General features: G+C 67.5%; 21 protein-coding genes. 20 read left to right on the forward strand and 1 reads right to left on the reverse strand.

Going from position 1 to position 25350, the window contains the following annotated elements; all coding sequences use genetic code 11:
- Window positions 1-13 precede the first annotated feature (13 nt).
- The 16 genes from rsmH (at window position 14) to lpxC (ending at window position 18981) form a co-directional block, all read left to right on the forward strand.
- Complete coding sequence (gene rsmH / locus MYA_RS02305) at window positions 14-955, forward strand: 16S rRNA (cytosine(1402)-N(4))-methyltransferase RsmH (RefSeq protein WP_014722387.1); 942 nt, start codon at window positions 14-16, stop codon at window positions 953-955.
- The gene (gene ftsL / locus MYA_RS02310) at window positions 952-1293 is read left to right on the forward strand and encodes a cell division protein FtsL (protein WP_014722388.1); all 342 of its coding nucleotides are present in this window, start codon (window positions 952-954) and stop codon (window positions 1291-1293) included. Before rsmH ends, ftsL begins: the two co-directional genes overlap by 4 nt.
- Window positions 1290-3140, forward strand: coding sequence for a peptidoglycan D,D-transpeptidase FtsI family protein (locus MYA_RS02315; RefSeq protein ID WP_011883171.1), 1851 nt, complete (start codon window positions 1290-1292; stop codon window positions 3138-3140). The genes ftsL and MYA_RS02315 overlap by 4 nt, the downstream gene beginning before the upstream one ends.
- Window positions 3137-4675, forward strand: a complete 1539-nt coding sequence (locus MYA_RS02320; protein ID WP_014722389.1) for a UDP-N-acetylmuramoyl-L-alanyl-D-glutamate--2,6-diaminopimelate ligase — start codon at window positions 3137-3139, stop codon at window positions 4673-4675. The genes MYA_RS02315 and MYA_RS02320 overlap by 4 nt, the downstream gene beginning before the upstream one ends.
- Window positions 4672-6078, forward strand: coding sequence for a UDP-N-acetylmuramoyl-tripeptide--D-alanyl-D-alanine ligase (locus MYA_RS02325; RefSeq protein ID WP_014722390.1), 1407 nt, complete (start codon window positions 4672-4674; stop codon window positions 6076-6078). The genes MYA_RS02320 and MYA_RS02325 overlap by 4 nt, the downstream gene beginning before the upstream one ends.
- Before the next feature lie 16 nt (window positions 6079-6094).
- Window positions 6095-7264, forward strand: a complete 1170-nt coding sequence (gene mraY, locus MYA_RS02330) for a phospho-N-acetylmuramoyl-pentapeptide-transferase (RefSeq protein ID WP_011883174.1) — start codon at window positions 6095-6097, stop codon at window positions 7262-7264.
- Between the two features lie 28 nt (window positions 7265-7292).
- Window positions 7293-8804 (forward strand): UDP-N-acetylmuramoyl-L-alanine--D-glutamate ligase, encoded by a 1512-nt coding sequence (gene murD, locus MYA_RS02335; protein ID WP_011883175.1) that lies wholly within the window; start codon window positions 7293-7295, stop codon window positions 8802-8804.
- Window positions 8801-10084, forward strand: a complete 1284-nt coding sequence (gene ftsW / locus MYA_RS02340) for a putative lipid II flippase FtsW (RefSeq protein WP_014722391.1) — start codon at window positions 8801-8803, stop codon at window positions 10082-10084. Before murD ends, ftsW begins: the two co-directional genes overlap by 4 nt.
- A gap of 266 nt (window positions 10085-10350) precedes the next feature.
- Window positions 10351-11454 carry an undecaprenyldiphospho-muramoylpentapeptide beta-N-acetylglucosaminyltransferase gene (gene murG / locus MYA_RS02345; protein ID WP_011883177.1) on the forward strand — a complete coding sequence of 368 codons (1104 nt, stop codon included), beginning with the start codon at window positions 10351-10353 and terminating at the stop codon, window positions 11452-11454.
- Window positions 11451-12848, forward strand: coding sequence for a UDP-N-acetylmuramate--L-alanine ligase (gene murC, locus MYA_RS02350; protein WP_011883178.1), 1398 nt, complete (start codon window positions 11451-11453; stop codon window positions 12846-12848). Before murG ends, murC begins: the two co-directional genes overlap by 4 nt.
- Window position 12849: 1 nt before the next feature.
- Window positions 12850-13791 carry a D-alanine--D-alanine ligase gene (locus tag MYA_RS02355; RefSeq protein WP_011883179.1) on the forward strand — a complete coding sequence of 314 codons (942 nt, stop codon included), beginning with the start codon at window positions 12850-12852 and terminating at the stop codon, window positions 13789-13791.
- A gap of 19 nt (window positions 13792-13810) precedes the next feature.
- Entirely contained in the window at window positions 13811-14563 is a 753-nt protein-coding gene (locus MYA_RS02360) for a cell division protein FtsQ/DivIB (protein ID WP_011883180.1), read from the forward strand.
- Between the two features lie 26 nt (window positions 14564-14589).
- Entirely contained in the window at window positions 14590-15822 is a 1233-nt protein-coding gene (gene ftsA / locus MYA_RS02365) for a cell division protein FtsA (protein WP_006752447.1), read from the forward strand.
- Between the two features lie 111 nt (window positions 15823-15933).
- Complete coding sequence (gene ftsZ, locus MYA_RS02370) at window positions 15934-17130, forward strand: cell division protein FtsZ (RefSeq protein ID WP_011883181.1); 1197 nt, start codon at window positions 15934-15936, stop codon at window positions 17128-17130.
- A gap of 187 nt (window positions 17131-17317) precedes the next feature.
- Complete coding sequence (locus tag MYA_RS02375) at window positions 17318-17824, forward strand: peroxiredoxin (protein ID WP_014722392.1); 507 nt, start codon at window positions 17318-17320, stop codon at window positions 17822-17824.
- Between the two features lie 239 nt (window positions 17825-18063).
- Window positions 18064-18981, forward strand: a complete 918-nt coding sequence (gene lpxC, locus MYA_RS02380; RefSeq protein WP_011883183.1) for a UDP-3-O-acyl-N-acetylglucosamine deacetylase — start codon at window positions 18064-18066, stop codon at window positions 18979-18981.
- 74 nt (window positions 18982-19055) lie between these two features.
- Here lpxC and MYA_RS02385 read toward each other — a convergent pair whose 3' ends face one another.
- A complete protein-coding gene (locus MYA_RS02385) occupies window positions 19056-19535 on the reverse strand; it encodes a DUF721 domain-containing protein (protein ID WP_011883184.1) in 480 nt (159 codons plus the stop codon).
- A 269-nt stretch (window positions 19536-19804) separates the two neighbouring features.
- On the opposite strand from MYA_RS02385, the gene secA reads away from it, so the two are divergent.
- The 4 genes from secA to MYA_RS02405 all read left to right on the forward strand — a co-directional run bounded on the left by secA (window position 19805) and on the right by MYA_RS02405 (window position 25326).
- A complete protein-coding gene (secA, locus tag MYA_RS02390; protein ID WP_014722396.1) occupies window positions 19805-22597 on the forward strand; it encodes a preprotein translocase subunit SecA in 2793 nt (930 codons plus the stop codon).
- A 143-nt stretch (window positions 22598-22740) separates the two neighbouring features.
- Window positions 22741-23982, forward strand: coding sequence for a bifunctional glutamate N-acetyltransferase/amino-acid acetyltransferase ArgJ (gene argJ / locus MYA_RS02395; protein WP_011883186.1), 1242 nt, complete (start codon window positions 22741-22743; stop codon window positions 23980-23982).
- Window positions 23983-24001: 19 nt separating this feature from the next.
- Window positions 24002-24871 carry an ATP-binding protein gene (locus tag MYA_RS02400; RefSeq protein ID WP_014722399.1) on the forward strand — a complete coding sequence of 290 codons (870 nt, stop codon included), beginning with the start codon at window positions 24002-24004 and terminating at the stop codon, window positions 24869-24871.
- A complete protein-coding gene (locus MYA_RS02405) occupies window positions 24868-25326 on the forward strand; it encodes an NUDIX domain-containing protein (protein ID WP_011883188.1) in 459 nt (152 codons plus the stop codon). Before MYA_RS02400 ends, MYA_RS02405 begins: the two co-directional genes overlap by 4 nt.
- Window positions 25327-25350: the final 24 nt, after the last annotated feature.

A 25350-nucleotide genomic window follows, 5' to 3' on the forward strand; every position in this document is an offset into this window, starting at 1 on the left:
GGAGACGCCCGCGATGGGAAACGAATTGCAGCATCGGACCGTATTGCTGGACGAAGCGGTCGATTCGCTCGTGACGCGACCGGACGGCATTTACGTCGACGGCACGTTCGGGCGCGGCGGCCACAGCCGCGCGGTGCTCGCACGGCTCGCGCCGGGCGGGCGGCTGATCGCGTTCGACAAGGATCCGAGGGCGATCGAGACGGCGCAGCGCATCGAGGATGCGCGCTTCTCGATCGTGCACGACAGCTTTGCATCGATGCGCGACGCGCTGGCGGCGCGCGGTGTCGAGAAGGTGTCGGGGGTGTTGCTGGACCTGGGCGTGTCCTCGCCGCAGGTGGACGATCCGGCGCGCGGCTTCAGCTTCCGCGCCGATGGCCCGCTGGACATGCGAATGGATCCGACGCGCGGCGAGTCGGCGGCCGAGTGGCTCGCGCGGGCTTCGGTGCAGGAATTGACGGAGGTGATACGAGATTATGGGGAAGAACGGTTTGCTTTTCAGATTGCAAAGGCGCTTGTTGCTCGCCGGGCAGAGTCCGACCGTCTTGGGCCTCTCGACACCACGGGCGAGCTTGCCCAAATCGTGGGTCACGTCGTCAAAACCCGTGAGAAGGGCAAGGATCCGGCAACCCGCACCTTTCAGGCTATACGGATTCACGTCAATCAAGAGCTTGCGGACCTGCAAGTCGTACTAGACGCGGCATTGTCGTTGCTGGAGCAAGGGGGGCGGCTGGTGGTCATCAGCTTTCATTCACTCGAGGATCGAATCGTCAAGCGATTCATGCAGGCGCACGCGAGTGCGCCTGCGGTCGACCGTCGCCTGCCGATTCGCGCCGTCGACCTCCCGAGCCCGCCTCTGAAGATCGTCAGCCGTCAGTTTCCGAGCGAAGCGGAAGTCGCCGCGAATCCGCGCGCCCGGTCGGCCGTGATGCGCATCGCGGAGCGCGTCACGCCATGAGCCGCTTCAACATCTTCCTGCTGATCATCGTGATGGGTTGCGCGTTGTCGGTCGTCAATTCGACGAACCAGCAGCGCCAGATCTTCATCCAGCTGCAGCGCGCGCAGTCGCAGGAGCGTCAGCTCCAGCAGGATTACGCGCAGCTTCAATATCAGCAGAGCGCGCTGTCGAAGACCTCCCGCATCGAGCAGCTCGCGAACGATACGCTGAAGATGCAGCCGATCACGACCGGCCGCACGCAGTACCTGACGCTGCCGTCGGGCGCCGCGAAGGCGATCGACGCACCGATTCCCGCGTCGGCCGATGCCGGCGCGAAGGGCCGCGGGGGCGCACGATGAAGCCGTCGCACAAGCGCCAGGACGTGAAATTCTCGTCGAGCCCCGTGCTCGGCGTGCACCTGCCGATGTGGCGCTCGAAGCTCGTCGTGTTCCTGCTGTTCATGGCGTTCGTCGCGCTGACCGCGCGCGCGTTCTGGATCCAGGGCCCCGGCAACGCGTTCTACCAGAAGCAGGGCGAGAGCCGCTATCAGCGCACGATCGAGCTGCCGGCCACGCGCGGCAAGATCCTCGACCGCAACGGGCTCGTGCTCGCGACGAGCCTGCCCGTGCGCGCGATCTGGGCCATTCCCGACGCCGTGCCGGACGACCTCGACGCCGCCAAGATCAACCAGCTCGGCAAGCTGCTCGGCATGACGCCGAAGGAGCTGCGCATCAAGCTGTCGGAAGACAAGGGCTTCGTCTACGTGAAGCGTCAGGTGCCGCTCGACGTCGCCGACAAGGTCGCCGCGCTCGACATCCCGGGCATCTATCAGCGCAACGAGTACAAGCGCTTCTATCCGGAAGGCGAGATCACCGCCCATCTGATCGGCTTCACGAACGTCGAGGACGAAGGGCAGGAGGGCGTCGAGCTCGGCGACCAGAAGTCGCTGTCCGGCACGTCCGGCGTGCGTCGCGTGATCAAGGACCGGATGGGGCACATCGTCGAGGACGTCGCCGAACAGATTCCGCCGCACAACGGCACCGACGTCGACCTGTCGATCGACAGCAAGATCCAGTACATCGCGTACGCGAACCTGAAGGCCGCCGTCGAGAAGTTCAAGGCCAAGGCCGGCGCGGCGATGGTCGTCGACGTGCGCACCGGCGAAGTGCTCGCGCTGGTCAACTATCCGACCTACAACCCGAACGACCGCACGCGCCTGACCGGCGAGCAGCTGCGCAACCGGATCCTGACCGACGTGTTCGAGCCGGGCTCGATCATGAAGCCGTTCACCGTGTCGCTCGCGCTCGACCTGCATCGCGTGACGCCGAACACGCTCGTCGAGACGGGCAACGGGCACTTCGTGCTCGACGGCGCGCCGATCACCGACGATGCGGGCTTCGGCACGCTGACGGTCGGCGGTGTGATCCAGAAGTCGAGCAACATCGGCGCGACCAAGATCGCGATGACGATGCGGCCCGAGGAAATGTGGAACATGTATACGAGCATCGGCCTCGGCCAGGCGCCGAAGGTCGGCTTCCCCGGCGCCGCGGCCGGCCGGCTGCGTCCGTGGAAGAGCTGGCGCCGCATCGAGCAGGCGACGATGTCTTACGGCTACGGGCTGTCGGTATCGCTGTTCCAGCTGGCGCGCGCGTACACCGCGATCGCGCACGACGGCGAACTGATGCCGGTGACCATTTTCAAGACCGACCCCAATCAGCAGATCACGGGCACGCAGGTATTCACGCCGACCACCGCGCGCGAAGTGCGCGCGATGCTCGAGACCGTCGTTGCGCCGGGCGGCACGTCGCCGGACGCCGCGGTGCCCGGCTATCGCGTCGGCGGCAAGAGCGGTACCGCCTACAAGCACGAAGGTCATGGCTACACGCGCAAGTACCGCGCGTCGTTCGTCGGGATGGCGCCGATGCCGAATCCGCGCATCGTGGTCGCGGTGTCCGTGGACGAGCCGACCGCGGGCAGCCACTTCGGCGGGCAGGTCTCGGGCCCCGTATTTTCGGCGATCGCGGGTGATACGATGCGCGCGCTGAACGTGCCGCCGAACATGCCGATCAAGCAGCTCGTCGTATCGGGCGACGCCGCGCCGGCGGCGCCCGCCGCGTCGGGGCCGCAAAAGCTCGCCGGCAGCGGCCACGCGAAGCATATGATCGTTTCCAGCACTACACGTAATTCACCAGGAGTTGTTCGATGAGCGCCGCTCGCAGTTCTCATCCGGCGCATCAGCAGATCGCAGCCGCGCTTGCGTGGCTGCGCCAGCATGTGGCCCCCGCGGCGCAGCTGCATGCCGACACGCGCAGCCTGCAGGCCGGCGACGTGTTTCTCGGCTATGCGGTCGACGGGGCCGACAATCGCGCGTTCATTGCCGATGCGGTGGCCCGCGGCGCGGCCGCCGTGCTGTATCAACCGGAAGGCCTCGCTGCCGCGCCGGCCGTTCCGGTCGCGTTCGCGGTGCCTGGCCTCGACCAGCTCGCCGGCGAAATCGCGAGCGGCTGGTACGGCGATCCGAGCGACGCTCTGCTCGCGATCGGCGTGACCGGCACGAACGGCAAGACGTCGTGCACGCAATGGATCGCCGCCGCGCTGACGGCGCTGCACCAGCCCTGCGCGCTGATCGGCACGCTCGGCAGCGGCATGCCGGGCCAGCTCGTGCCGACCGGCTTCACGACGCCCGACGCGCCGCAGTTGCAGCGCAGCCTCGCGCGCCTGCGCGATGCGGGCGCGAAGGCCGTCGCGATGGAAGTGTCGTCGCACGCGCTGCATCAAGGCCGCGTGAACGGCACCGCGTTCGACATCGCGGTGTTCACGAATCTCACGCAGGATCATCTCGACTATCACCGCACGTTCGACGCGTACGAGGCGGCGAAGGCGAAGCTGTTCGCGTGGCGCGGGCTGCGCGCGGCGGTCGTCAATCGCGACGACGCGGCGGGCCGCCGGCTGCTCGAGAAGCTGGCCGGACGCGTGCGCACGATCGCGTACGGCATCGGCGACGCGCCGTCGGCCGGCGCCGACCGCGAGCTGGTCGCGACCGACGTGCGCGCGACTGCCGCGGGCACCGCGTTCCGGCTGCGCTCGTCGTGGGGCGAGGCCGACGTCGAGGTCGGCACGCTCGGCACGTTCAACGTCAGCAACCTGCTCGCGGTGCTCGGCTCGCTGCTCGCGGCCGACGTGCCGTTCGACGCGGCGGTTGCCGAGATCGCGCGGCTCGAGTCCGTCAACGGCCGCATGCAGCGGCTCGGCGGTCGGCCGCAGAACGACGAGCCGCTGGTGGTGATCGACTATGCGCACACGCCGGACGCGCTCGACAAGACGCTCGAAGCCCTGCGCCCGATCGCGGCGGCGCGCGGCGGCCGGCTCGTCTGCATGTTCGGCTGCGGCGGCGACCGCGACGCGACGAAGCGCCCGCTGATGGGCGCGATCGCCGAGCGGCTCGCCGACGAAGTCGTCGTCACGAGCGACAACCCGCGCAGCGAAGATCCACAGCGCATCATCGACCAGATCGTCGCCGGCATGACGGCGCCCGATCGCGCACGCCGTATCGAGGATCGCGCGAGCGCGATCCTGCAGGCCGTGCGCGGCGCCGCGCGCGAAGACGTCGTGCTGCTGGCCGGCAAGGGCCACGAAGCGACGCAGGAAATCATGGGCAAGAAGCGCACGTTCTCGGATCAGGATCACGCGCGGCTCGCGCTGGCGGCGCGCGCGACCCACGGCAAGGGAGGCGGCGAATGACGATGCTCAGTCTCGGCGAAGCCGCGCGCCTGATTCCCGGCGCCGTCGTTCACGGCGATCCGGCCACGACGTTCGAGCGCGTATCGACCGACAGCCGTACGGCCGGCCCCGGCGACCTGTTCGTCGCGCTGAAGGGTGAGCGCTTCGACGCGCACGACTTCCTCGGCGACGTGGCCGCGCGCGGCGCAGCCGCGGCGCTGGTCGCGCACGTGCCGGCGGGCCTCGCGATGCCGGTCGTCGAAGGCGGCGAGACGCGCGCCGCGCTCGGCGCGCTCGCGCATGGCTGGCGCAAGCGCTTCGCGCTGCCGCTCGTCGCCGTGACGGGCAGCAACGGCAAGACGACCGTCAAGGAAATGATCGCGTCGATCTTCGCGGCAGCGGTCGGCGCCGACGCACGGCTCGCGACGGCCGGCAACCTGAACAACGACATCGGCGTACCGCTGACGCTGCTGCGGCTGTCGGCCGCGCACCGCCTCGCGGTGATCGAGCTCGGCATGAACCATCCGGGCGAGACCGACGTGCTCGCGCGCCTCGCCGCGCCGACCGTCGCGCTCGTCAACAACGCGCAGCGCGAGCACCAGGAGTTCATGGCGACGGTCGAGGCGGTCGCGCTCGAACACGCGGCGGTGATCCACGCGCTCGCGCCGGACGGTGTCGCCGTGTTCCCGGCCGACGATGCGTACGCGGGCATCTGGCGCGTCGCGGCGACCGGCAACCGGATTCTCGATTTCGCGCTGCACGACGCGCAGCGGCAGGTCGACGCCCAAGTCACCGGCCGCTTGCAAGGCGGCGAGCTCGCGATCGACACGCCGTCCGGCGCGCTGACCGTACGGCTGCGCGCGCTCGGCGAGCACAACGCGCGCAACGCGCTGGCGGCCGCGGCCGCGGCGCTCGCGGCCGGCGTCGAGCTGGCCGCGATCGGGCGCGGGCTCGAAGCGTTCGAGCCGGTCAAGGGCCGCTTGCAGGTGCGGCGTGCGGACGTCGGCAGCCTCGCGGGCGCGACGGTCGTCGACGACACCTACAACGCGAACCCCGACTCGATGCGCGCGGCGATCGACGTGCTGGCCGCACAGGCGGCGCCGCGCGTGCTGGTGATCGGCGACATGGGCGAAGTCGGCGACGAAGGCCCGGCCTTTCACCGCGAGATCGGCGCTTATGCGCGCGAGCGCGGCATCGACGCGCTGTTCGCGCTCGGCGATGCGTCGCGCGACGCATGCGCGGCGTACGGCGGCACGGCCCGCCATTTCGGCGACGTCGGCGCGCTGCTGACCGCCTTGCTCGCGGCCGGCTACGGCGCGCACGCGACGGTGCTGGTCAAGGGCTCGCGGTACATGAAGATGGAGCGCGTGGTCGACGCGCTGACGAACCAACCCGCGGCGGGCACGGTGCCCGCCGCTCACTGAGTAGAAGGAAGGAAGCATGCTGCTGGCGCTGGCGCAATGGCTGCAAGGAGACGCAAGCTTTTTGCGCTTGTTCACGTACCTGACGTTCCGTGCGGTGATGGCTACCATCACCGCGCTCGGCATCGGGCTCGTGTGCGGACCGTGGGTGATCCGCAAGCTGACGCAAATGAAGGTCGGGCAGGCCGTGCGCAAGGACGGCCCGCAGAGTCATCTCGTCAAGTCCGGCACGCCGACGATGGGCGGCGTGCTGATTCTGATCGGCATCGCGGTCGCGACGCTGCTGTGGGGCGACCTGACGAACCGTTTCATCTGGATCGTGATGCTCGTCACGTTCGGCTTCGGCGTGATCGGCTGGGTCGACGATTACCGCAAGGTGGTCCACAAGGACCCGCGCGGGATGTCGTCGCGCGAGAAGTATTTCTGGCAGTCGGTGATCGGCCTGTTCGCGGCCGTCTACCTGGCGTTCAGCGTGTCCGAGGCGAACAACGTGCGCGTGCTCGACCTGTTCATGGCGTGGGTGAGGAGCGGGCTGTCGATGGGGCTGCCCGCGCGGGCCGACCTGATGCTGCCGTTCCTGAAGTCGATCAGCTACCCGCTCGGCGTGTGGGGCTTCATCGTGCTGACCTATTTCGTGATCGTCGGCGCGAGCAATGCGGTGAACCTGACCGACGGCCTCGACGGCCTCGTGATCATGCCGGTCGTGCTGGTCGGCGCGTCGCTCGGCGTGTTCGCGTACGTGATGGGCAGCTCGGTCTATTCGAAGTACCTGCTGTTCCCGCATATTCCGGGCGCGGGCGAATTGCTGATCTTCTGCTCGGCGATGGGCGGAGCCGGGCTGGCGTTCCTCTGGTACAACACGCACCCCGCGCAGGTGTTCATGGGCGACGTCGGCGCGCTCGCGCTCGGCGGCGCGCTCGGCACCGTCGCGGTGATCGTGCGCCAGGAAATCGTGCTGTTCATCATGGGCGGCATCTTCGTCGCGGAAACGTTGTCGGTGATGCTGCAGGTGTCGTGGTTCAAGTACACGAAGAAACGTTACGGCGAAGGGCGCCGCCTGCTGAAGATGGCGCCGCTGCATCACCATTTCGAATTGTCCGGCTGGAAGGAAACGCAGGTGGTGGTGCGTTTCTGGATCATCACGCTGATGCTGTGCCTGTTCGGTCTGTCCACCCTCAAGCTGCGGTAAAGGAAAGGTAACAAGGATGTCTGGCGAGATGTTTGGAGATCGGCAAAGGCCGATGGTGCTCGTGCTGGGGCTTGGGGAATCGGGCCTCGCGATCGCGCGGTGGTGCGCGAGGCACGGGTGCCGGCTGCGGATTGCCGATACCCGCGAGGCGCCGCCGAACCTTGCCGCGCTGCAGGCCGAAGGCATCGACGCCGAATTCGTCGGCGGCCCGTTCACGCCTGCGCTGCTCGACGGCGGCATCGACATCGTCGGGCTGAGCCCCGGCCTGTCGCCGCTCGAGCCGGCGCTCGCCGCGCTGCTCGCGGCCGCGAGCGAACGCGCGATCGCGGTGTGGGGCGAACTGGAATTCTTCGCGCAGGCGCTGCGCGCGCTCGGCACGAGCGGCTACCAGCCGAAGGTGCTGGCGATCACCGGCACCAACGGCAAGACCACGACGACGAGCCTCACCGGCTTGCTGTGCCAGCGCGCGGGCAAGAAGGTCGCCGTCGCCGGCAACATCAGCCCGGCGATGCTCGACCGGCTCGCGAGCGCGATCGACGAGACGGCGCTGCCCGACGTCTGGGTGCTCGAACTGTCGAGCTTCCAGCTCGAGACCGCGCGTACGTTCGCGCCCGACGCGGCCGCGATTCTGAACATCACGCAGGACCATCTCGACTGGCACGGCAGCTTCGACGCCTATGCGGCGGCGAAGGGCCGCATCTTCGGCGCGACGACCACGCGCGTGCTGAACCGCGACGACGCGGCCGTGATGAAGTTCGCGCCGGCCGCGGGCGCCGCCGATGCGGCGCGCACGGTGACGTTCGGCCTCGGCGAGCCGACGCGGGACGGCGACTACGGGCTGTCGCGCGACAACGGTATCGCGTGGCTCGTCGAAGCGATCGACCGCGACGCGCCGGACGAAACGACGACGACCCGCCGCCGCAAGCGCGACGGCGCGCATACGCCCGATATCGCGCACAAGCGGCTGATGCCGGTCGACGCATTGCGCATCCGCGGGCTGCACAACGCGGCGAACGCGCTGGCCGCGTTCGCGCTCGCGCGTGCGATCGACCTGCCGGCCGCGCCGCTGCTGCATGCGCTGCGCGAATACCGCGGCGAAGCGCATCGCGTCGAGGTGATCGCGACGATCGACGACGTCGATTACGTCGACGACAGCAAGGGCACGAACGTCGGTGCGACGGTAGCCGCGCTCGACGGCCTCGCGCAGAAGATCGTGCTGATTGCCGGCGGCGACGGCAAGGGCCAGGACTTCGCGCCGCTCGTCGCGCCGGTCGCGCGCTGGTGCCGTGCGGTGATGCTGATCGGCCGCGACGCGCCGGCGCTGCGCGCGACGCTCGCCGACACCGGCGTGCCGCTCGCCGACCACGCGACGCTCGAAGGCGCGGTGCGTGCGGCCGCCGAGCTCGCCGAGCCGGGCGATGCGGTGCTGCTGTCGCCTGCCTGCGCGAGCCTCGACATGTTCCGCAACTACGCCCATCGCGCGGACGTGTTCCGCGCGGCGGTGGATGAAATCGCCATCGACAAAGGAGCGACGCCATGAGCTGGTCCGATCGCCTCGTCTCCCGCTTCAACGATCGGCGCGACACCGGCGGCAATGCCGCGGGCGGACGCGCCGCCTCGGCCACGCGCGCCGCGACGGGCGGCCTCGCGAGCGTCGTCAACGGCGTGCGGCCGAGCCGCTCGCGGATGCTCGACTTCGACTACTCGCTGCTGTGGGTCGCGATCGCGCTGCTCGGGCTTGGCGTCGTGATGGTCTATTCGGCATCGATCGCGATGCCCGACTCGCCGAAATACGCGTCGTATCACGATTACGCGTTCCTGATGCGCCATTGCGTGTCGCTCGTCGTCGCGTTCGTCGCGGCGGTGGTCGCGTTCCGCGTCCCCGTGTCGACCTGGGACAAATATGCGCCGCATCTTTTCCTGATCGCACTGGTGGGTCTCGTAATCGTTCTGATCCCGCACGTCGGCAAGGGCGTGAACGGCGCGCGCCGCTGGATTCCGCTCGGCATCACGAACATGCAGCCGTCGGAAATCATGAAGCTCGCGGTGACGATCTATGCGGCGAACTACACGGTGCGCAAGCAGGAGTACATGCAGAGCTTCGCGAAGGGCTTCTTGCCGATGGCGTTCGCGGTTGGCCTGGTCGGCGCGCTGCTGCTGCTCGAGCCGGACATGGGCGCGTTCATGGTGGTCGCGGCGATCGCGATGGGCGTGCTGTTCCTCGGCGGCGTGAACGGCAAGCTGTTCGGCGGGCTGGTCGCGACCGCGATCGGCACGTTCACGATGCTCGTGTGGCTGTCGCCGTGGCGTCGCGAGCGGATCTTCGCGTATCTCGATCCGTGGGACGAACGCTACGCGCAGGGCAAGGCCTACCAACTCACGCACTCGCTGATCGCGTTCGGCCGCGGCGAGTGGTTCGGCGTCGGCCTCGGCGGCAGCGTCGAGAAGCTCAACTACCTGCCCGAAGCGCATACCGACTTCATCCTCGCGGTGATCGGCGAGGAGCTCGGCTTCGTCGGCGTGCTGGTGGTGATCCTGCTGTTCTACTGGATCGTGCGCCGCGCGTTCGAGATCGGCCGTCAGGCGCTTGCGCTCGACCGCACGTTCGCGGGCCTGATGGCTAAGGGCATCGGCATCTGGTTCGGCGCGCAGACCTTCATCAACATGGGCGTGAACCTCGGCCTGCTGCCGACCAAGGGCCTCACGCTGCCGCTCGTCAGCTACGGCGGCTCGGGCATTCTGCTGAACTGTGTCTCGCTGGCGGTGCTGCTGCGGGTCGATTATGAAAATCGCGTACTGATGCGGGGAGGGAAGGTATGACCTCCCTGCGTCAGTACGCGATTTCGGCGAAGGCCGGCGAAGGCTAACTTCGTGCGCGAAGCGTGCGAAGTTAAGCGCAGCGGCCGTAGCCAAAACCCTCGTTCATTCGTACTGATGCGGGGAGGGAAGGTATGACCTCCCTGCGTCAGTACGCGATTTCGGCGAAGGCCGGCGAAGGCTAACTTCGTGCGCGAAGCGTGCGAAGTTAAGCGCAGCGGCCGTAGCCAAAACGTTCGTTCATGCTTGCTGATGCGCGGAGGAAAGGTATGACCGCGTCGCGACGCACGCTGATGGTGATGGCAGGCGGCACCGGGGGCCACGTGTTCCCGGGGCTCGCGGTCGCGCACCGGATGGAAGCGGCGGGCTGGCGCGTCGTATGGCTCGGCAATCCGGCCGGGATGGAAGCGACGCTCGTGCCGAAGCACGGCATTCCGATGGAATACGTGCGCTTCGGCGGGCTGCGCGGCAAGGGGCTGAAGACCAAGCTGACGCTGCCGTTCAACCTGCTGCGCGCGTGCTGGCAAAGCCTCGGCGCGCTGCGCCGCGTGCGGCCGGACGTCGTGCTCGGGATGGGCGGTTACATCACGTTTCCGGCGGGCGTGATGACCGCGCTGTCGGGCCGGCCGCTCGTGCTGCACGAACAGAATTCGATCGCCGGCCTCGCGAACAAGGTGCTCGCCAAGTTCGCGAAGCGCGTGCTGGTCGCGTTCCCCGACGCACTGCCGCACGCCGAATGGACCGGCAACCCGATCCGCGCGGAACTTGCGCGCACGGAAGCACCCAAAGCACGCTATGCATCGCGCAGCGGCCCGTTGCACGTGCTCGTGGTCGGCGGCAGTCTCGGCGCCGCCGCGCTGAACGAAGTCGTGCCGCGCGCGCTGGCGCTGCTCGCGCCGGGCGAGCGTCCGCGCATCGTCCATCAGGCGGGCGCGAAGCACATCGATGCGCTGAAGGCGAACTACGAAGCGGCCGGCTTTGCGGGCGGCGACGACGTGCGGCTCGTGCCGTTCATCGACGACATGGCGAGCGCGTACGCGGCGGCCGATCTCGTGATCTGCCGCTCCGGCGCGATGACGGTGTCGGAGATCGCGGCGGTGGGCGTGGCCGCGCTGTTCGTGCCGTTCCCGTACGCGGTCGACGATCACCAGACGACCAACGCCGCGTTTCTCGCCGATGCGGGCGCGGCGGTGCTGGTGCAACAGCGCGACCTGTCGGCGCAACTGCTCGCCGACTGGCTGCGTGGCCAGTCGCGGGCGTCGCTCGCGGCGATGGCCGAGCGTTCGCGCTCGCTGGCAAAGCCCGAGGCCACCGATGAAGTTGCGCGCGTCTGCGCGAAGGTGGCCGGCGCGAACCTGGAACAATTGCAATGAAACACATCGTCAAACATATTCATTTCGTCGGGATCGGCGGCGCGGGCATGAGCGGCATCGCCGAAGTGCTCGTCAATCTCGGCTACGAGGTAAGCGGCTCGGACCTGTCGCGCAATGCGGTGACCGATCGCCTCGCGGCGCTCGGCGCGCGCATCGCGATCGGGCACGACGCGGCGAACATCGAAGGTGCGAACGCGGTCGTCGTGTCGACGGCCGTGCGCTCGGACAACCCGGAAGTGCTGGCCGCGCGCCACCAGCGCGTGCCGATCGTGCAGCGCGCGGTGATGCTCGCGGAGCTGATGCGCCTGAAGCAGGGCATCGCGATCGCCGGCACGCACGGCAAGACCACCACGACGAGCCTCGTCGCGAGCGTGCTCGCGGCCGGCGGCCTCGATCCGACCTTCGTGATCGGCGGCCGGCTGATCAGCGCCGGCGCGAACGCGCGGCTCGGCACCGGCGACTTCATCGTCGCGGAGGCCGACGAGTCGGACGCGTCGTTCCTGAACCTGTATCCGGTGATCGAAGTCATCACGAACATCGACGCCGATCACATGGACACCTACGGCCACGATTTCGCGCGGCTCAAGCAGGCGTTCATCGAATTCACGCAGCGCCTGCCGTTCTACGGCAGCGCCGTCGTGTGCGTCGACGATCCGAACGTGCGCCAGATCATCCCGTTCATCTCGAAGCCGGTCGTGCGCTACGGGCTGTCGGCCGACGCGCAGGTGCGCGCGGAGAACATCGACGCGCGCGACGGCCGCATGCACTTCACGGTGATCCGCGAAGGCCGCTCGCCGCTCGCGGTGGTGCTGAACCTGCCGGGCCTGCACAACGTGCAGAACGCGCTCGCGGCGATCGCGATCGCGACCGATCTCGGCGTGTCGGACGACGCGATCCAGCTCGCGCTGGCGGAATTCAACGGCGTCGGCCGGCGCTTCCAGCGCTACGGCGAGGTGCCGAGCGCGGACGGCGGCCAGTACACGCTGATCGACGACTACGGCCACCACCCGGTCGAGATGGCGGCGACGATCGCGGCCGCGCGCGGCGCGTTCCCGGGCCGCCGCCTCGTGCTGGCGTTCCAGCCGCACCGCTACACGCGCACGCGCGACTGCTTCGACGATTTCGTCAACGTGCTGTCGACGGTCGACGCGCTGGTGCTGACGGAAGTCTATGCGGCGGGCGAGGCGGCGATCGCGACGGCCAACGGCGACGCGCTGTCGCGTGCGCTGCGCACGGTAGGGAAGGTGGACCCGGTGTTCGTCGCGACGGTCGACGACGTGCCGGACGCTCTGGCCAAGGTCGCGCGCAACGGCGACGTGGTGATCACGATGGGCGCGGGTTCGATCGGCGGCGTGCCGGCGAAGATCGTGCAGAACACGCAACAGAAGGGATGACATGAGCGGGATCGATCCGAAACGTTTCGGCAAGGTGGCGGTGTTGTTCGGCGGCGAGTCGGCCGAACGCGAGGTGTCGCTCACCTCGGGCCGTCTCGTGCTGCAGGGCCTGCGCGACGCAGGCATCGACGCGCATCTGTTCGACCCGGCCGAGCGGCCGCTGTCGGCGCTGAAGGACGAAGGCTTCGTGCGCGCGTTCAACGCGCTGCACGGCGGCTACGGCGAGAACGGCCAGATCCAGGGCGCGCTCGACTTCTACGGGATCCGCTACACGGGCAGCGGCGTGCTCGGCTCGGCGCTCGGCCTCGACAAGTTCCGCACCAAGCTCGTGTGGCAGCAGACGGGCGTGCCGACGCCGCCGTTCGAAACGGTGCTGCGCGGCGACGACTACGCGGCGCGCGCGACGGAGATCGTCGCGAAGCTCGGCCTGCCGCTGTTCGTGAAGCCGGCGAGCGAAGGCTCGAGCGTCGCCGTGCTGAAGGTGAAGACGGCCGACGCGTTGCCCGCCGCACTGTCGGAAGCCGCGACGCACGACAAGATCGTGATTGTGGAGAAGAGCATCGAAGGCGGCGGCGAGTACACCGCGTGCATCGCCGGCGATCTCGACCTGCCGCTGATCAAGATCGTGCCGGCCGGCGAGTTCTACGACTATCACGCGAAGTACGTCGCCGACGATACGCAGTACCTGATCCCGTGCGGCCTGCCGGCGGCGCAGGAAGCGGAGCTGAAGCGCATCGCGCGGCGCGCGTTCGACGTGCTCGGCTGCACCGACTGGGGCCGCGCGGACTTCATGCTGGACGCGGCCGGCAACGCGTATTTCCTCGAAGTGAACACGGCGCCCGGCATGACCGATCATTCGCTGCCGCCGAAGGCTGCACGCTCGATCGGCATCAGCTATTCGGAGCTGGTCGTGAAGGTGCTGTCGCTTACGCTCAACGATTGACGCAGGAACGGAACGACGTATGTGGAACAACGTTCGCCAACTCAACCTTGCCGCCAGCGCGCTGTACGCGCTGCTGCTGCTCGTGTTGGCGGCGGCCGGCTGCTACTGGCTGATCCAGCGTCCGACGTTCGCGCTGCGCGAGATCCGGATCGACGGCGACACCGAACACATCAACTCGCCGACGGTGCGCGCGGGGGTGGTCGGCCGGCTGAAGGGCAACTTCTTCACGGTCGATCTCGACACGGCGCGCGCCGCGTTCGAGCAGATGCCGTGGGTGCGCCACGCGAGCGTGCGCCGCGTGTGGCCGAATGCGCTGGCTGTCACGCTCGAGGAGTACAAACCGCTCGGAACGTGGGGCAGCGCGCAGCTCGTCAGCGTCGACGGCGAGCTGTTCACCGCGAACCAGGGCGAGCTGGATCAGGAGCTGCCCGCGTTCGACGGTCCGGAGGGCAGTGCAAGGGAAGTCGTCGCGCGCTATCGCGACTTCATGAACTGGTTTGCGCCGCTGAAGGCGGCGCCTGAAGAAGTGACGCTGTCGGCGCGTTACGCGTGGACGGTGAAGCTGTCGAACGGCATGCAGGTCGAGCTGGGCAAGGAGCGCACCAGCGAAACCCTGCACGACCGCAGCCAGCGCCTCGTCGCCGCGTGGCCGGCCGTCACGCAGCGCTGGGGCAACGACATCGAGTACGCGGACCTGCGTTATCCGAACGGGTTCGCGATACGTGCGGCAGGCATGCGGTTCCTGACCGATACCGACAAGCGCAAGCAGTAACGAGAGATCACACGCAAGAGCACTTTATGAGCAAAGACTACAAGGATCTGCTGGTTTCCCTCGACATCGGCACGTCGAAGGTGGTGGCCATCGTCGCCGAGCTGAAGGGCGAGGGCCATTACGAGGTGATCGGCCTCGGCCAGAGCGAATCGAAAGGTCTGAAGAAGGGCGTGGTGGTCAACATCGAGGCCACCGTGCAGTCGATCCAGCGCGCGCTCGAGGAAGCCGAGCTGATGGCCGACTGCAAGATCACCAACGTGTTCACGGGGATCGCGGGCAGCCACATCCGCAGCTTCAACTCGAGCGGGATGGTCGCGATCAAGGACAAGGAAGTCACGCAGACGGACGTCGCGCGCGTGATCGAGACCGCGAAGGCGATCAACATCCCGACCGACCAGCAGGTGCTGCACATCCTCACGCAGGAATTCATCATCGACGGCCAGGAAGACGTGCGCGAGCCGATCGGGATGAGCGGCATCCGCCTCGAAGTGAAGGTGCACATCGTGACGGGCGCGGTCAGCGCCGCGCAGAACATCGTCAAGTGCGTGCGCCGTTGCGGGCTCGAAGTGAACGACCTGATCCTGCAGCCGCTCGCGTCGTCGCTCGCCGTGCTCACCGAGGACGAGAAGGATCTCGGCGTGGTGCTGGTCGACATCGGCGGCGGCACGACCGACATCGCGATCTTCGCGGAAGGTGCGATCCGCCATACCGCGGTGATTCCGATCGCCGGCGACCAGATCACGAGCGACATCGCGATGGCGCTGCGCACGCCGACGCCGGACGCGGAAGACATCAAGGTCGGCTACGGGATCGCGAAGCAGGCGCTCGCCGATCCGGACGAGATGGTCGAAGTGCCGGGCCTCGGCGAACGCGGGCCGCGCACGCTGTCGCGCCAGGCGCTCGCGGCGGTGATCGAGCCGCGCGTCGAAGAACTGTTCTCGCTCGTGCAGCAGGTCGTGCGCGAGTCGGGCTACGAAGAACTGCTGAGCTCCGGCGTGGTCATTACCGGCGGCGCGTCGATGATGCCCGGCATGGTCGAGCTCGGCGAAGACATTTTCCTGAAACCGGTGCGCATCGGCGCGCCGGAATACGCAGGCGGCCTCGCCGACGTGGTGCGCAACCCGCGCTACTCGACGGCGATGGGCCTGCTGGTCGAAGGCAGTGCGCAGCGCATGCGCGGCCGCAAGGTCGCCGTGCAGTCCGGCAACGCGGGGCAGATCTTCTCGCGGATGAAGGAGTGGTTCCTGAGCAACTTCTGACCAACCGAATCGAAATTCGCGCCGGTGCCGGCGGCCGGCGCGCGACAGGGGGTTGCCCGATCTCCTGCCGAATAACGGCCGCGTAGTCTTATTTTCTTGACGGAGGCAACAATGGAATTCGAAATGCTGGAAACCGAAACCAACGGCACCATCATCAAGGTGGTCGGCGTTGGCGGCGCTGGCGGCAATGCCGTTCAGCACATGATCAACCGGGGCGTGCAGGGCGTCGACTTCATCGTGATGAACACCGACGCACAGGCGCTGTCGCGTGCACGCGCACCGTCCGTGATCCAGCTCGGCAACACCGGCCTCGGCGCCGGCGCGAAGCCGGAGATGGGCAAGGCGGCGGCCGAAGAGGCGCGCGAGCGCATCGCCGACGCACTGCGCGGCGCGCACATGGTGTTCATCACGGCCGGCATGGGCGGTGGCACGGGCACGGGCGCGGCGCCGGTCGTCGCGCAGATCGCGAAGGAGATGGGCATCCTGACGGTCGGCGTCGTCAGCAAGCCGTTCGAATTCGAAGGCGGCAAGCGCATGCGCGTCGCAGAAGCAGGCTCGCAGCAACTGGAGGATCACGTCGACTCGCTGATCGTCGTCCTGAACGACAAGCTGTTCGACGTGATGGGCGATGACGCCGAGATGGACAAGTGCTTCCAGTGCGCGGACGACGTGTTGAACAACGCGGTCGCAGGCATCGCCGAAATCATCAACGTCGACGGCCTCGTGAACGTCGACTTCGAAGACGTGAAGACGGTGATGGGCGAGCAGGGCAAGGCGATGATGGGCACGGCGACGGTCGCCGGCGTCGATCGCGCGCGCCTCGCGGCGGAACAGGCCGTGGCGAGCCCGCTGCTCGAAGGCGTCGATCTGTCGGGCGCGCGCGGCGTGCTGGTCAACATCACGTCGAGCCGCTCGCTGCGCCTGTCGGAAACGCGCGAAGTGATGAACACGATCAAGAGCTACGCGGCGGAAGACGCGACGGTGATCTTCGGTGCGGTGTACGACGACGCGATGGGCGATGCGCTGCGCGTGACGGTCGTCGCAACGGGCCTCGGCCGTGCGGCGAAGAAGCAGCAATCGGCGCCGATGACGCTGCTGCGCACCGGCACCGACAACCAGCCGGTCAGCGCGGTGTCGCACGGCTATGCGCAGCCGCAGCACGTCAGCACGGCCGACTACGGCGCGCTCGATACGCCGGCGGTGTGGCGCAATTCGCGCGAAACCGCGGCATCGCACGTGCAGGCGCTGCAGGAAAAGGGTGTCGACACCTACGACATCCCGGCTTTCCTGCGCAAGCAGGCCGACTGACGGCACACTGAGGCGAAGCCGCGGCGAGCTGCCGCGGTAACGCCGGCGTGACGGATGCCACGGACCACGACAGGCCGCGTCGAAGCGACGCCGGGCCGGGAGACGTGCCCTCTTCGCGTGAGCGAAGCGGGATGGGCCGCGCTGTCCGCAACACGCCGCAAAACCGTATCGCTATGAGGGACCAGCCATGATTCAAGTGGGCGAAGCGCTGCCCGACGCGCAATTGTTCGAATACGTCGACGACGCGCGCGAAGGCTGCACGCTGGGGCCGAACGCCGTCAGCGTGCGCGAGCAGGTGGCGGGAAAGCGCGTGGTGATCTTCGGATTGCCGGGTGCTTTCACGCCGACCTGTTCGGCGCAGCATGTGCCGGGCTACGTCGAGCATGCCGAGCAGTTGCGCGCGGCAGGCATCGACGAGCTCTGGTGCGTGTCCGTCAACGACGCATTCGTGATGGGCGCATGGGGACGTGATCTGCACACCGCGGGCAAGGTGCGCATGATCGCGGACGGCAGCGCTGCTTTCACTCATGCGCTGGGGCTGACGCAGGATTTGTCCGCGCGTGGCATGGGAATCCGTTCCCTGCGCTACGCGATGGTGGTCGACGACGGTGTGGTCAAGACGCTGGCCGTCGAAGCGCCGGGCAAATTCGAAGTGAGCGATGCAGCGAGTGTGCTCGCGACACTGAGGTCCTGATCGGGCGTGCACCGTTGCCGTGAGGCAACGCCGAGCAGCACCGCCAGGCCAGTTGTAACACGGGCCGATGACCGGAAACGCCTCCGTTCCGGGCATCGGCCCGTCCCGTATTCGCGCGGGTAAACAGTCGAAACAGATTGATACGCAGTTTCAACCAGCGTCGAATAGGGAATTACGCTATAATCTCACCTATCGAATATAACTCCTGATTGATATTCTCAATCAAGCAGAAGAACACCATGCTGAAGCAGCGCACCATCAAATCGATCGTGAAGACCGTGGGTATCGGTCTGCACTCGGGCCGCAAGGTCGAACTGACGCTCCGCCCGGCCGCGCCGGGCACGGGGATCGTGTTCTCGCGCGTCGATTTGCCGACGCCCGTCGACATCCCGGCCTCCGCGATGTCGATCGGCGATACGCGGCTCGCGTCGGTGCTGCAGAAGGACGGTGCGCGCGTGTCGACCGTCGAGCACCTGATGTCCGCGTGTGCGGGCCTGGGCATCGACAATCTCTATGTCGACGTGACGGCCGAGGAAATTCCGATCATGGACGGCAGCGCCGCGTCCTTCGTGTTCCTGATCCAGTCGGCCGGCATCGAGGAGCAGAACGCGCCGAAGCGCTTCATCAAGGTGACGAAGCCGGTCGAAATCCGCGACGGCGACAAGTTCGCGCGCCTCGACCCGTTTTTCGGCTTCAAGCTGAAGTTCACGATCGACTTCCGTCACCCGGCCGTGGACAAGACCGGCCAGGAACTTGAGGTCGATTTCGCGAATACGTCGTACGTGCGCGAGATCGCGCGTGCGCGCACGTTCGGTTTCGCGCACGAGGTCGAGATGATGCGCGAGCTGGGCCTCGCACGCGGCGGCAGCATGGACAACGCGATCGTGCTCGACGAATACCGGATCCTCAACAACGACGGCTTGCGCTACGACGACGAGTTCGTGAAGCACAAGATGCTCGACGCGATCGGCGACCTGTACGTGGTCGGCCATCCGCTGCTGGCGTCGTACACGGCTTACAAGTCGGGCCACGGGCTGAACAACGCGCTGCTGCGCGAACTGCTCGCGCACGAAGACGCCTACGAGATCGTCACGTTCGACGATCCGCAATCCGCACCGAAGGGGTTCGCGTTCGATACGCAGACGGCCTTCGCGTGATCGGCGGCAGGCACGCGCGATAAAAAAGCGACCTTCGGGTCGCTTTTTTATCGCGCGTGCCGCGGCGGCGCGCTTCAACGCGGCGATTTCGGGCCGTGGCGCGCGGCCATCCGCGCGAGCGCCGCCTGCAGCGGCGACGGTTCGAGATGGTCGGCGAGCTCGCGCAGCGCCGCCACGCCGACCGACGTCATCCGCGCCTGCTTCACGTGCGGCGGTTCCGGCGCATCCTTCGGCCGCACGCGCACCCGCAGCGCGTCCACCGGCCAGCCGCGCTTTTGCAGATCGGCGAGCAGCCGGCGCTCGACCTGACGCAGCCGCGCGGCGAGCGCATTGTGCGCGGCAAAAAGGGTCAGCGTACCGTCCTTGATCGAGCCCGGTTCGACATGACTGGCGAGATAGTCGGGCAGCAGCGCGGTGAGGTCGCGCTGCAGCGACGCGACCTGTTCGACGCCGGCACGCAGCGCCGCGAACGCGTCGGTGCGGTTGAGCACTTCGGACACGGGTTGCGGGCGATACGTGGAGAGCGAGCCGAAACGCTTGGAAAATCGGTTCATCGAGGCATTCTTCGGGCGCGCACGCGCGCGGAGGTTGACGCCGATTGTACCCGCGCCGGCGCACGCACGGGCGGCTTTCGGCCGCGCGCGGCGGCTCGCCGGAACCGTTGCCGCGCGCGGCGCGCGTGCCGCGCCGACACCGGCGCGTGCTTTCCCGCGTGCTAAAATTCCTCGTTTGATTCCACTAATTCGCTAAGCCGCCGAGGCTCGGGCGTCGAGGGCGCGCAACGCGTGCCGGGCGCCGGTGCTGCGACGCAGGATCCGATCCGATGACAACCGGTTTTCTCCAGAAAATTTTTGGCAGCCGCAACCAACGGCTCGTCAAGCAATACCAAAAGACCGTCGCGGCGATCAATGCGCTCGAACCGCAGATCGAAAAGCTGACGGACGACCAGTTGCGCGGCAAGACGGACGAGTTCCGTCAGCGGATCGCGGCCGGCGAGTCGCTCGACAAGCTGCTGCCCGAGGCGTTCGCGGTGTGCCGCGAGGCGAGCCGCCGCGTGCTCAAGATGCGCCACTTCGACGTGCAGCTGATCGGCGGCATGGTGCTCCACTACGGCAAGATCGCCGAAATGCGCACTGGCGAAGGCAAGACGCTCGTCGCGACGCTGCCGGTGTACCTGAACGCGCTGGCAGGCCGCGGCGTGCACGTGGTGACCGTCAACGATTACCTCGCGCAGCGCGACGCCGAATGGATGGCGCGCCTCTACAACTTCCTCGGTCTGTCGGTCGGCATCAACCTGTCCGGCATGGAGCACGACCAGAAGCAGCAGGCCTACGCGGCCGACATCACGTACGGCACGAACAACGAGTTCGGCTTCGACTACCTGCGCGACAACATGGTCTACGAGACCGATGCGCGCGTGCAGCGGGCGCTGAACTTTGCAGTCGTCGACGAAGTCGACTCGATCCTGATCGACGAGGCGCGTACCCCGCTGATCATCTCGGGCCAGGCGGAAGACCACACCGAACTGTACGTGCGGATGAACGCGCTGCCGCCGCTGCTCGAACGCCAGATCGGCGAGGAGAAGGCCGACGGCACGGGCGTCGAGAAGCCGGGCGACTACACGCTCGACGAGAAGTCGCGCCAGGTGTTCCTGACCGAATCGGGTCACGAGAAGGCCGAGCGCCTGCTCGCCGAGTGGGGCCTGATCGGTGAAGGCGAGAGCCTGTACGCGCCGCAGAACATCACGCTGATGCACCACGTGTACGCGGCGCTGCGCGCCCATACGCTGTTCCACAAGGATCAGCATTACGTCGTGCAGAACGGCGAAGTGGTGATCGTCGACGAATTCACCGGCCGCCTGATGGCCGGCCGCCGCTGGTCCGACGGCCTGCACCAGGCGGTCGAGGCGAAGGAGCACGTGAAGATCCAGAGCGAGAACCAGACGCTCGCGTCGATCACGTTCCAGAACTACTTCCGGATGTACGCGAAGCTCGCGGGCATGACCGGCACCGCCGACACCGAAGCATACGAATTCAACGAGATCTACGGCCTCGAGACGGTCGTGATCCCGACCAACCGTCCGCCGAAGCGGATCGACAAGCAGGACCAGATCTACAAGACGGCCAAGGAGCGTTACGACGCGGTGATCCGCGACATTCGCGAATGCTACGAGCGCGGCCAGCCGGTGCTGGTCGGCACGACGTCGATCGAGAATTCGGAGCTGCTGTCGCACCTGCTGACGCAGGCCGGGCTGCCGCATGAAGTGCTGAACGCGAAGCAGCACGAGCGCGAAGCGGCGATCGTCGCCGAAGCCGGCCGTCCGAAGCGCATCACGATCGCGACCAACATGGCCGGCCGCGGCACCGACATCGTGCTCGGCGGCAACGCCGAGAAGCAGGCGGCGTTCCTCGAGGCCGACGATTCGATCCCGCCGGACGAAAAGGCGCGCCGCATCAAGCAGCTGCACGACGAGTGGGAAACGCTGCACGAGCAGGTGAAGGCCGCGGGCGGCCTGCACATCATCGGCACCGAGCGCCACGAATCGCGCCGGATCGACAACCAGCTGCGCGGCCGTGCGGGCCGCCAGGGCGATCCGGGCTCGTCGCGCTTCTACCTGTCGCTCGACGATCCGCTGCTGCGCATCTTCGCGGGCGACCGCGTGCGCTCGATCATGGATCGCCTGAAGATGCCGGAAGGCGAGGCGATCGAGGCCGGCATCGTCACGCGCTCGATCGAATCCGCGCAGCGCAAGGTCGAAGCGCGCAACTTCGACATCCGCAAGCAGCTGCTCGAATACGACGACGTGTCGAACGACCAGCGCAAGGTGATCTATCAGCAGCGTAACGAGCTGCTCGAAGCGCACGACATCACCGAGACCATTTCGGCGATGCGTCATGGCGTGATCACCGAAGTCGTGCACCAGTTCGTGCCGGCAGGCAGCATCGAGGAACAGTGGGACGTGCCGGAGCTCGAGGAAGTGCTGCGCAACGACTGGCAGCTCGATCTCGCGATCCAGGAAATGGTGAACGAGTCGTCGTCGATCACGGCCGAGGAGATTCTCGAGGCCGTGACGAGCGCCGCGGACGAGCAGTACGAAGCGAAGGTCGCGATGGTCGGCCGCGAGTCGTTCAGCGCGTTCGAGCGTTCGGTCATGCTGCAGACGGTCGACCGCCTGTGGCGCGAGCATCTGGCCGCGCTCGATCACCTGCGCCAGGGCATCCATCTGCGCGGCTATGCGCAGAAGAACCCGAAGCAGGAATACAAGCGCGAAGCGTTCGAGCTGTTCGCCGCGATGCTCGACGCGATCAAGCAGGAAGTCACGCGCATCGTGATGAACGTGCAGATCCAGTCGCCGGAGCAGCTCGAGGAAGCCGCCGAGCAGATCGAGGAGCAGGGCGGCCATCTCGAGAACGTCGAGTTCCAGCACGCCGACTACGCCGAATCGGGCGCGCCGGTGGCGAACGTCGCGGTTGCGGCGGCCGCCACGGCCGACATGGTCGGCAGCGCGATGACCCACGGCGGCGCCGGCGGCGAGATGCCGAAGGTCGGCCGCAACGACCCGTGCCCGTGCGGCAGCGGCAAGAAGTACAAGCAATGTCACGGGAAGCTGTCATGATCGGCGGCGGCGCGCATGCGCGTGCCGCATCGTTCGCAGCTTCGAGTCAGTGATGTGAGTTGCGGCGGCCCGTTCCCGCGGCCGCCGGTTCTTCCAATCGATGCCGGCGCGTGCCGGCATTTTCCATCCGGCAGGTGTGCCCCATGGCTGTCAATTTTCCGTCGATCGATCCCGCCCAATTGCATCCCGTCGCCGGCGTCACGCTCGGCTGGGCGGAAGCGAACATCCGCAAGCCGAATCGCAAGGACGTGCTGGTCATTTCCGTCGACGAAGGCGCGACGGTTGCCGGCGTATTCACCGAGAACCGCTTCTGCGCCGCGCCGGTGATCGTGTGCCGCGAGCATCTGGCGAAGGTTCGTGCGGGCGGCGCGGGCATCCGCGCGCTGGTCGTGAATACCGGCAATGCGAACGCGGGCACCGGCGAGCCGGGCCTCGCGAACACCCGCGAAACCTGCGCGGAGCTCGCGCGCCTCGCGGGCCTCGACGCCGCGCAGGTGCTGCCGTTCTCGACCGGCGTGATTCTCGAGCCGCTGCCGATCGACCGCCTGAAGGCAGGGCTGCCGGCCGCGCTCGCGAACCGCAACGCGGCGAACTGGTACGACGCCGCGCAGGCGATCATGACGACCGACACGCTGCCGAAGGCCGCGTCGCGCCAGGTGACGATTGACGGCCACACGGTCACGCTGACGGGCATCAGCAAGGGCGCCGGGATGATCAAGCCGAACATGGCGACGATGCTCGGCTTCCTCGCTTTCGACGCGAACGTCGCGCAGCCGGTGCTCGACACGCTCGTGAAGGAAGTCGCCGACCGCTCGTTCAACTGCATCACGATCGACGGCGATACGTCGACGAATGACTCGTTCATCCTGATCGCGTCGGGCAAGAGCACGCTGCCCGCGATCACGTCGACCGATACGCCGGCCTATGCGGCGCTGCGCGACGCGGTCACGCAGGTCGCGCAGCAGCTGTCGCAGCTGATCGTGCGCGACGGCGAAGGTGCAACGAAATTCATGACCGTGCAGGTCGAGGGCGGCAAGAGCGTCGCCGAGTGCCGCCAGATCGCCTACGCGATCGGCCATTCGCCGCTGGTGAAGACGGCCTTCTATGCGTCCGACCCCAATCTGGGCCGGATCCTGGCTGCGATCGGCTATGCGGGCGTCGCCGATCTCGACGTCGGCAAGATCGACCTCTATCTCGACGACGTGCTGGTCGCCAAGGCCGGCGGCCGCAACCCGGCCTACCAGGAAGAAGACGGTCAGCGCGTGATGAAGCAGAGCGAAATCACGATCCGCGTGCTGCTTGGCCGCGGCGATGCGCAGGCGACGGTGTGGACGTGCGATTTGTCGCACGACTACGTGAGCATCAACGCGGACTACCGCTCCTGATCGCGGGCGCTCGAACGACATGGACAAGCTCGAACAGTTTCTGACGCGTGCGGAAGCGCTGCTCGGCCGCCTCGAGGGGCTGCTGCCGCCCGCGCCGGCGGACGTCGACTGGAATGCGGCCACCGCGTTCCGCTGGCGCAAGCGCCAGGGGCGCGGCTATCTGCAGCCGGTGCCGGCGGCGTCGGCGATCACGCTCGACGATCTTCACAACATCGACCGGCAAAAAGGGCTGATCGAGCAAAATACGCGTCAGTTCGTGCAGCGCAAGCCGGCCAACAACGTGCTGCTGACCGGCGCGCGCGGCACCGGCAAGTCGTCGCTGATCAAGGCGTGCCTGAACGCGTACGCGAACGACGGGCTGCGCCTGATCGAAGTCGACAAGGACGATCTGCACGATCTCGGCGACATCGTCGAGCTGATCTCGCAGCGCCCGGAGCGCTTCATCGTGTTCTGCGACGACTTGTCGTTCGAGGACGGCGAATCGGGGTACAAGGCGCTGAAGGTCGCGCTCGACGGCTCGATCGCCGCGCAGTCGGACAACGTGCTGATCTACGCGACTTCCAACCGCCGCCATCTGCTGCCCGAGTACATGAGCGACAACGAGTCGTACAAGCACCTGCCGGACGGCGAGATCCACCCGGGCGAAGTGGTCGAGGAGAAGATCTCGCTTTCTGAGCGCTTCGGCCTGTGGGTCAGCTTCTACCCGTTCAAGCAGGACGACTACCTCGACATCGTCGCGCACTGGCTGCGCCATTTCGGTTGCGCGGACACCGAGATCGACACGGCGCGCGGCGACGCGCTCGTGTGGGCGCTCGAGCGCGGTTCGCGTTCGGGGCGCGTCGCGTGGCAGTTCGCGCGCGACTGGTCGGGCCGCAAGGAGCAAGCATGAGCACTGCGCATGCAACGGACGCCGGGCGCGCGCCCGACGGCCGCAAGGTGACGGAAGTCGCGGTCGGCGTGATGGTGCAGTCCGACGGGACGCCCGGCGGCTGCCGCTATCTGCTCGCGCAGCGGCTGCAGGGCAAGCCCTATGAAGGCTACTGGGAGTTCCCGGGCGGCAAGCTCGAGGCCGGCGAGAGCGTCGAGGAGGCGCTCGCGCGCGAGCTGCACGAGGAGCTCGGCATCGTCGTCACGGCGAGCGAGCGCTGGCACACGCTCGAGCACGATTATCCGCATGCGTACGTGCGGCTCTATTTCTGCAAGGTGACGGGCTGGACGGGCGAGCTGCACGGCAAGGAAGGGCAGGCGTTCGCGTGGCAGCCGCTGCCGGTCGACGTCGCGCCGCTGTTGCCCGCCGCGCTGCCGGTGCTCGAATTGCTTGAGAAGGAAGCGGCGTCGCAATGACGCCGTCGCGGCCCGCCCACTGAA

Source organism: Burkholderia sp. KJ006, from assembly GCF_000262695.1.
Taxonomy (GTDB): domain Bacteria; phylum Pseudomonadota; class Gammaproteobacteria; order Burkholderiales; family Burkholderiaceae; genus Burkholderia; species Burkholderia vietnamiensis.

Coding starts and splice junctions, on each gene's coding strand:
- rsmH (WP_014722387.1), top strand. CDS start 14: ATGGGAAACGAATTGCAGCATCGGACCGTATTGCTGGACGAAGCGGTC.
- ftsL (WP_014722388.1), top strand. CDS start 952: ATGAGCCGCTTCAACATCTTCCTGCTGATCATCGTGATGGGTTGCGCG.
- MYA_RS02315 (WP_011883171.1), top strand. CDS start 1,290: ATGAAGCCGTCGCACAAGCGCCAGGACGTGAAATTCTCGTCGAGCCCC.
- MYA_RS02320 (WP_014722389.1), top strand. CDS start 3,137: ATGAGCGCCGCTCGCAGTTCTCATCCGGCGCATCAGCAGATCGCAGCC.
- MYA_RS02325 (WP_014722390.1), top strand. CDS start 4,672: ATGACGATGCTCAGTCTCGGCGAAGCCGCGCGCCTGATTCCCGGCGCC.
- mraY (WP_011883174.1), top strand. CDS start 6,095: ATGCTGCTGGCGCTGGCGCAATGGCTGCAAGGAGACGCAAGCTTTTTG.
- murD (WP_011883175.1), top strand. CDS start 7,293: ATGTTTGGAGATCGGCAAAGGCCGATGGTGCTCGTGCTGGGGCTTGGG.
- ftsW (WP_014722391.1), top strand. CDS start 8,801: ATGAGCTGGTCCGATCGCCTCGTCTCCCGCTTCAACGATCGGCGCGAC.
- murG (WP_011883177.1), top strand. CDS start 10,351: ATGACCGCGTCGCGACGCACGCTGATGGTGATGGCAGGCGGCACCGGG.
- murC (WP_011883178.1), top strand. CDS start 11,451: ATGAAACACATCGTCAAACATATTCATTTCGTCGGGATCGGCGGCGCG.
- MYA_RS02355 (WP_011883179.1), top strand. CDS start 12,850: ATGAGCGGGATCGATCCGAAACGTTTCGGCAAGGTGGCGGTGTTGTTC.
- MYA_RS02360 (WP_011883180.1), top strand. CDS start 13,811: ATGTGGAACAACGTTCGCCAACTCAACCTTGCCGCCAGCGCGCTGTAC.
- ftsA (WP_006752447.1), top strand. CDS start 14,590: ATGAGCAAAGACTACAAGGATCTGCTGGTTTCCCTCGACATCGGCACG.
- ftsZ (WP_011883181.1), top strand. CDS start 15,934: ATGGAATTCGAAATGCTGGAAACCGAAACCAACGGCACCATCATCAAG.
- MYA_RS02375 (WP_014722392.1), top strand. CDS start 17,318: ATGATTCAAGTGGGCGAAGCGCTGCCCGACGCGCAATTGTTCGAATAC.
- lpxC (WP_011883183.1), top strand. CDS start 18,064: ATGCTGAAGCAGCGCACCATCAAATCGATCGTGAAGACCGTGGGTATC.
- MYA_RS02385 (WP_011883184.1), bottom strand. CDS start 19,535: ATGAACCGATTTTCCAAGCGTTTCGGCTCGCTCTCCACGTATCGCCCG.
- secA (WP_014722396.1), top strand. CDS start 19,805: ATGACAACCGGTTTTCTCCAGAAAATTTTTGGCAGCCGCAACCAACGG.
- argJ (WP_011883186.1), top strand. CDS start 22,741: ATGGCTGTCAATTTTCCGTCGATCGATCCCGCCCAATTGCATCCCGTC.
- MYA_RS02400 (WP_014722399.1), top strand. CDS start 24,002: ATGGACAAGCTCGAACAGTTTCTGACGCGTGCGGAAGCGCTGCTCGGC.
- MYA_RS02405 (WP_011883188.1), top strand. CDS start 24,868: ATGAGCACTGCGCATGCAACGGACGCCGGGCGCGCGCCCGACGGCCGC.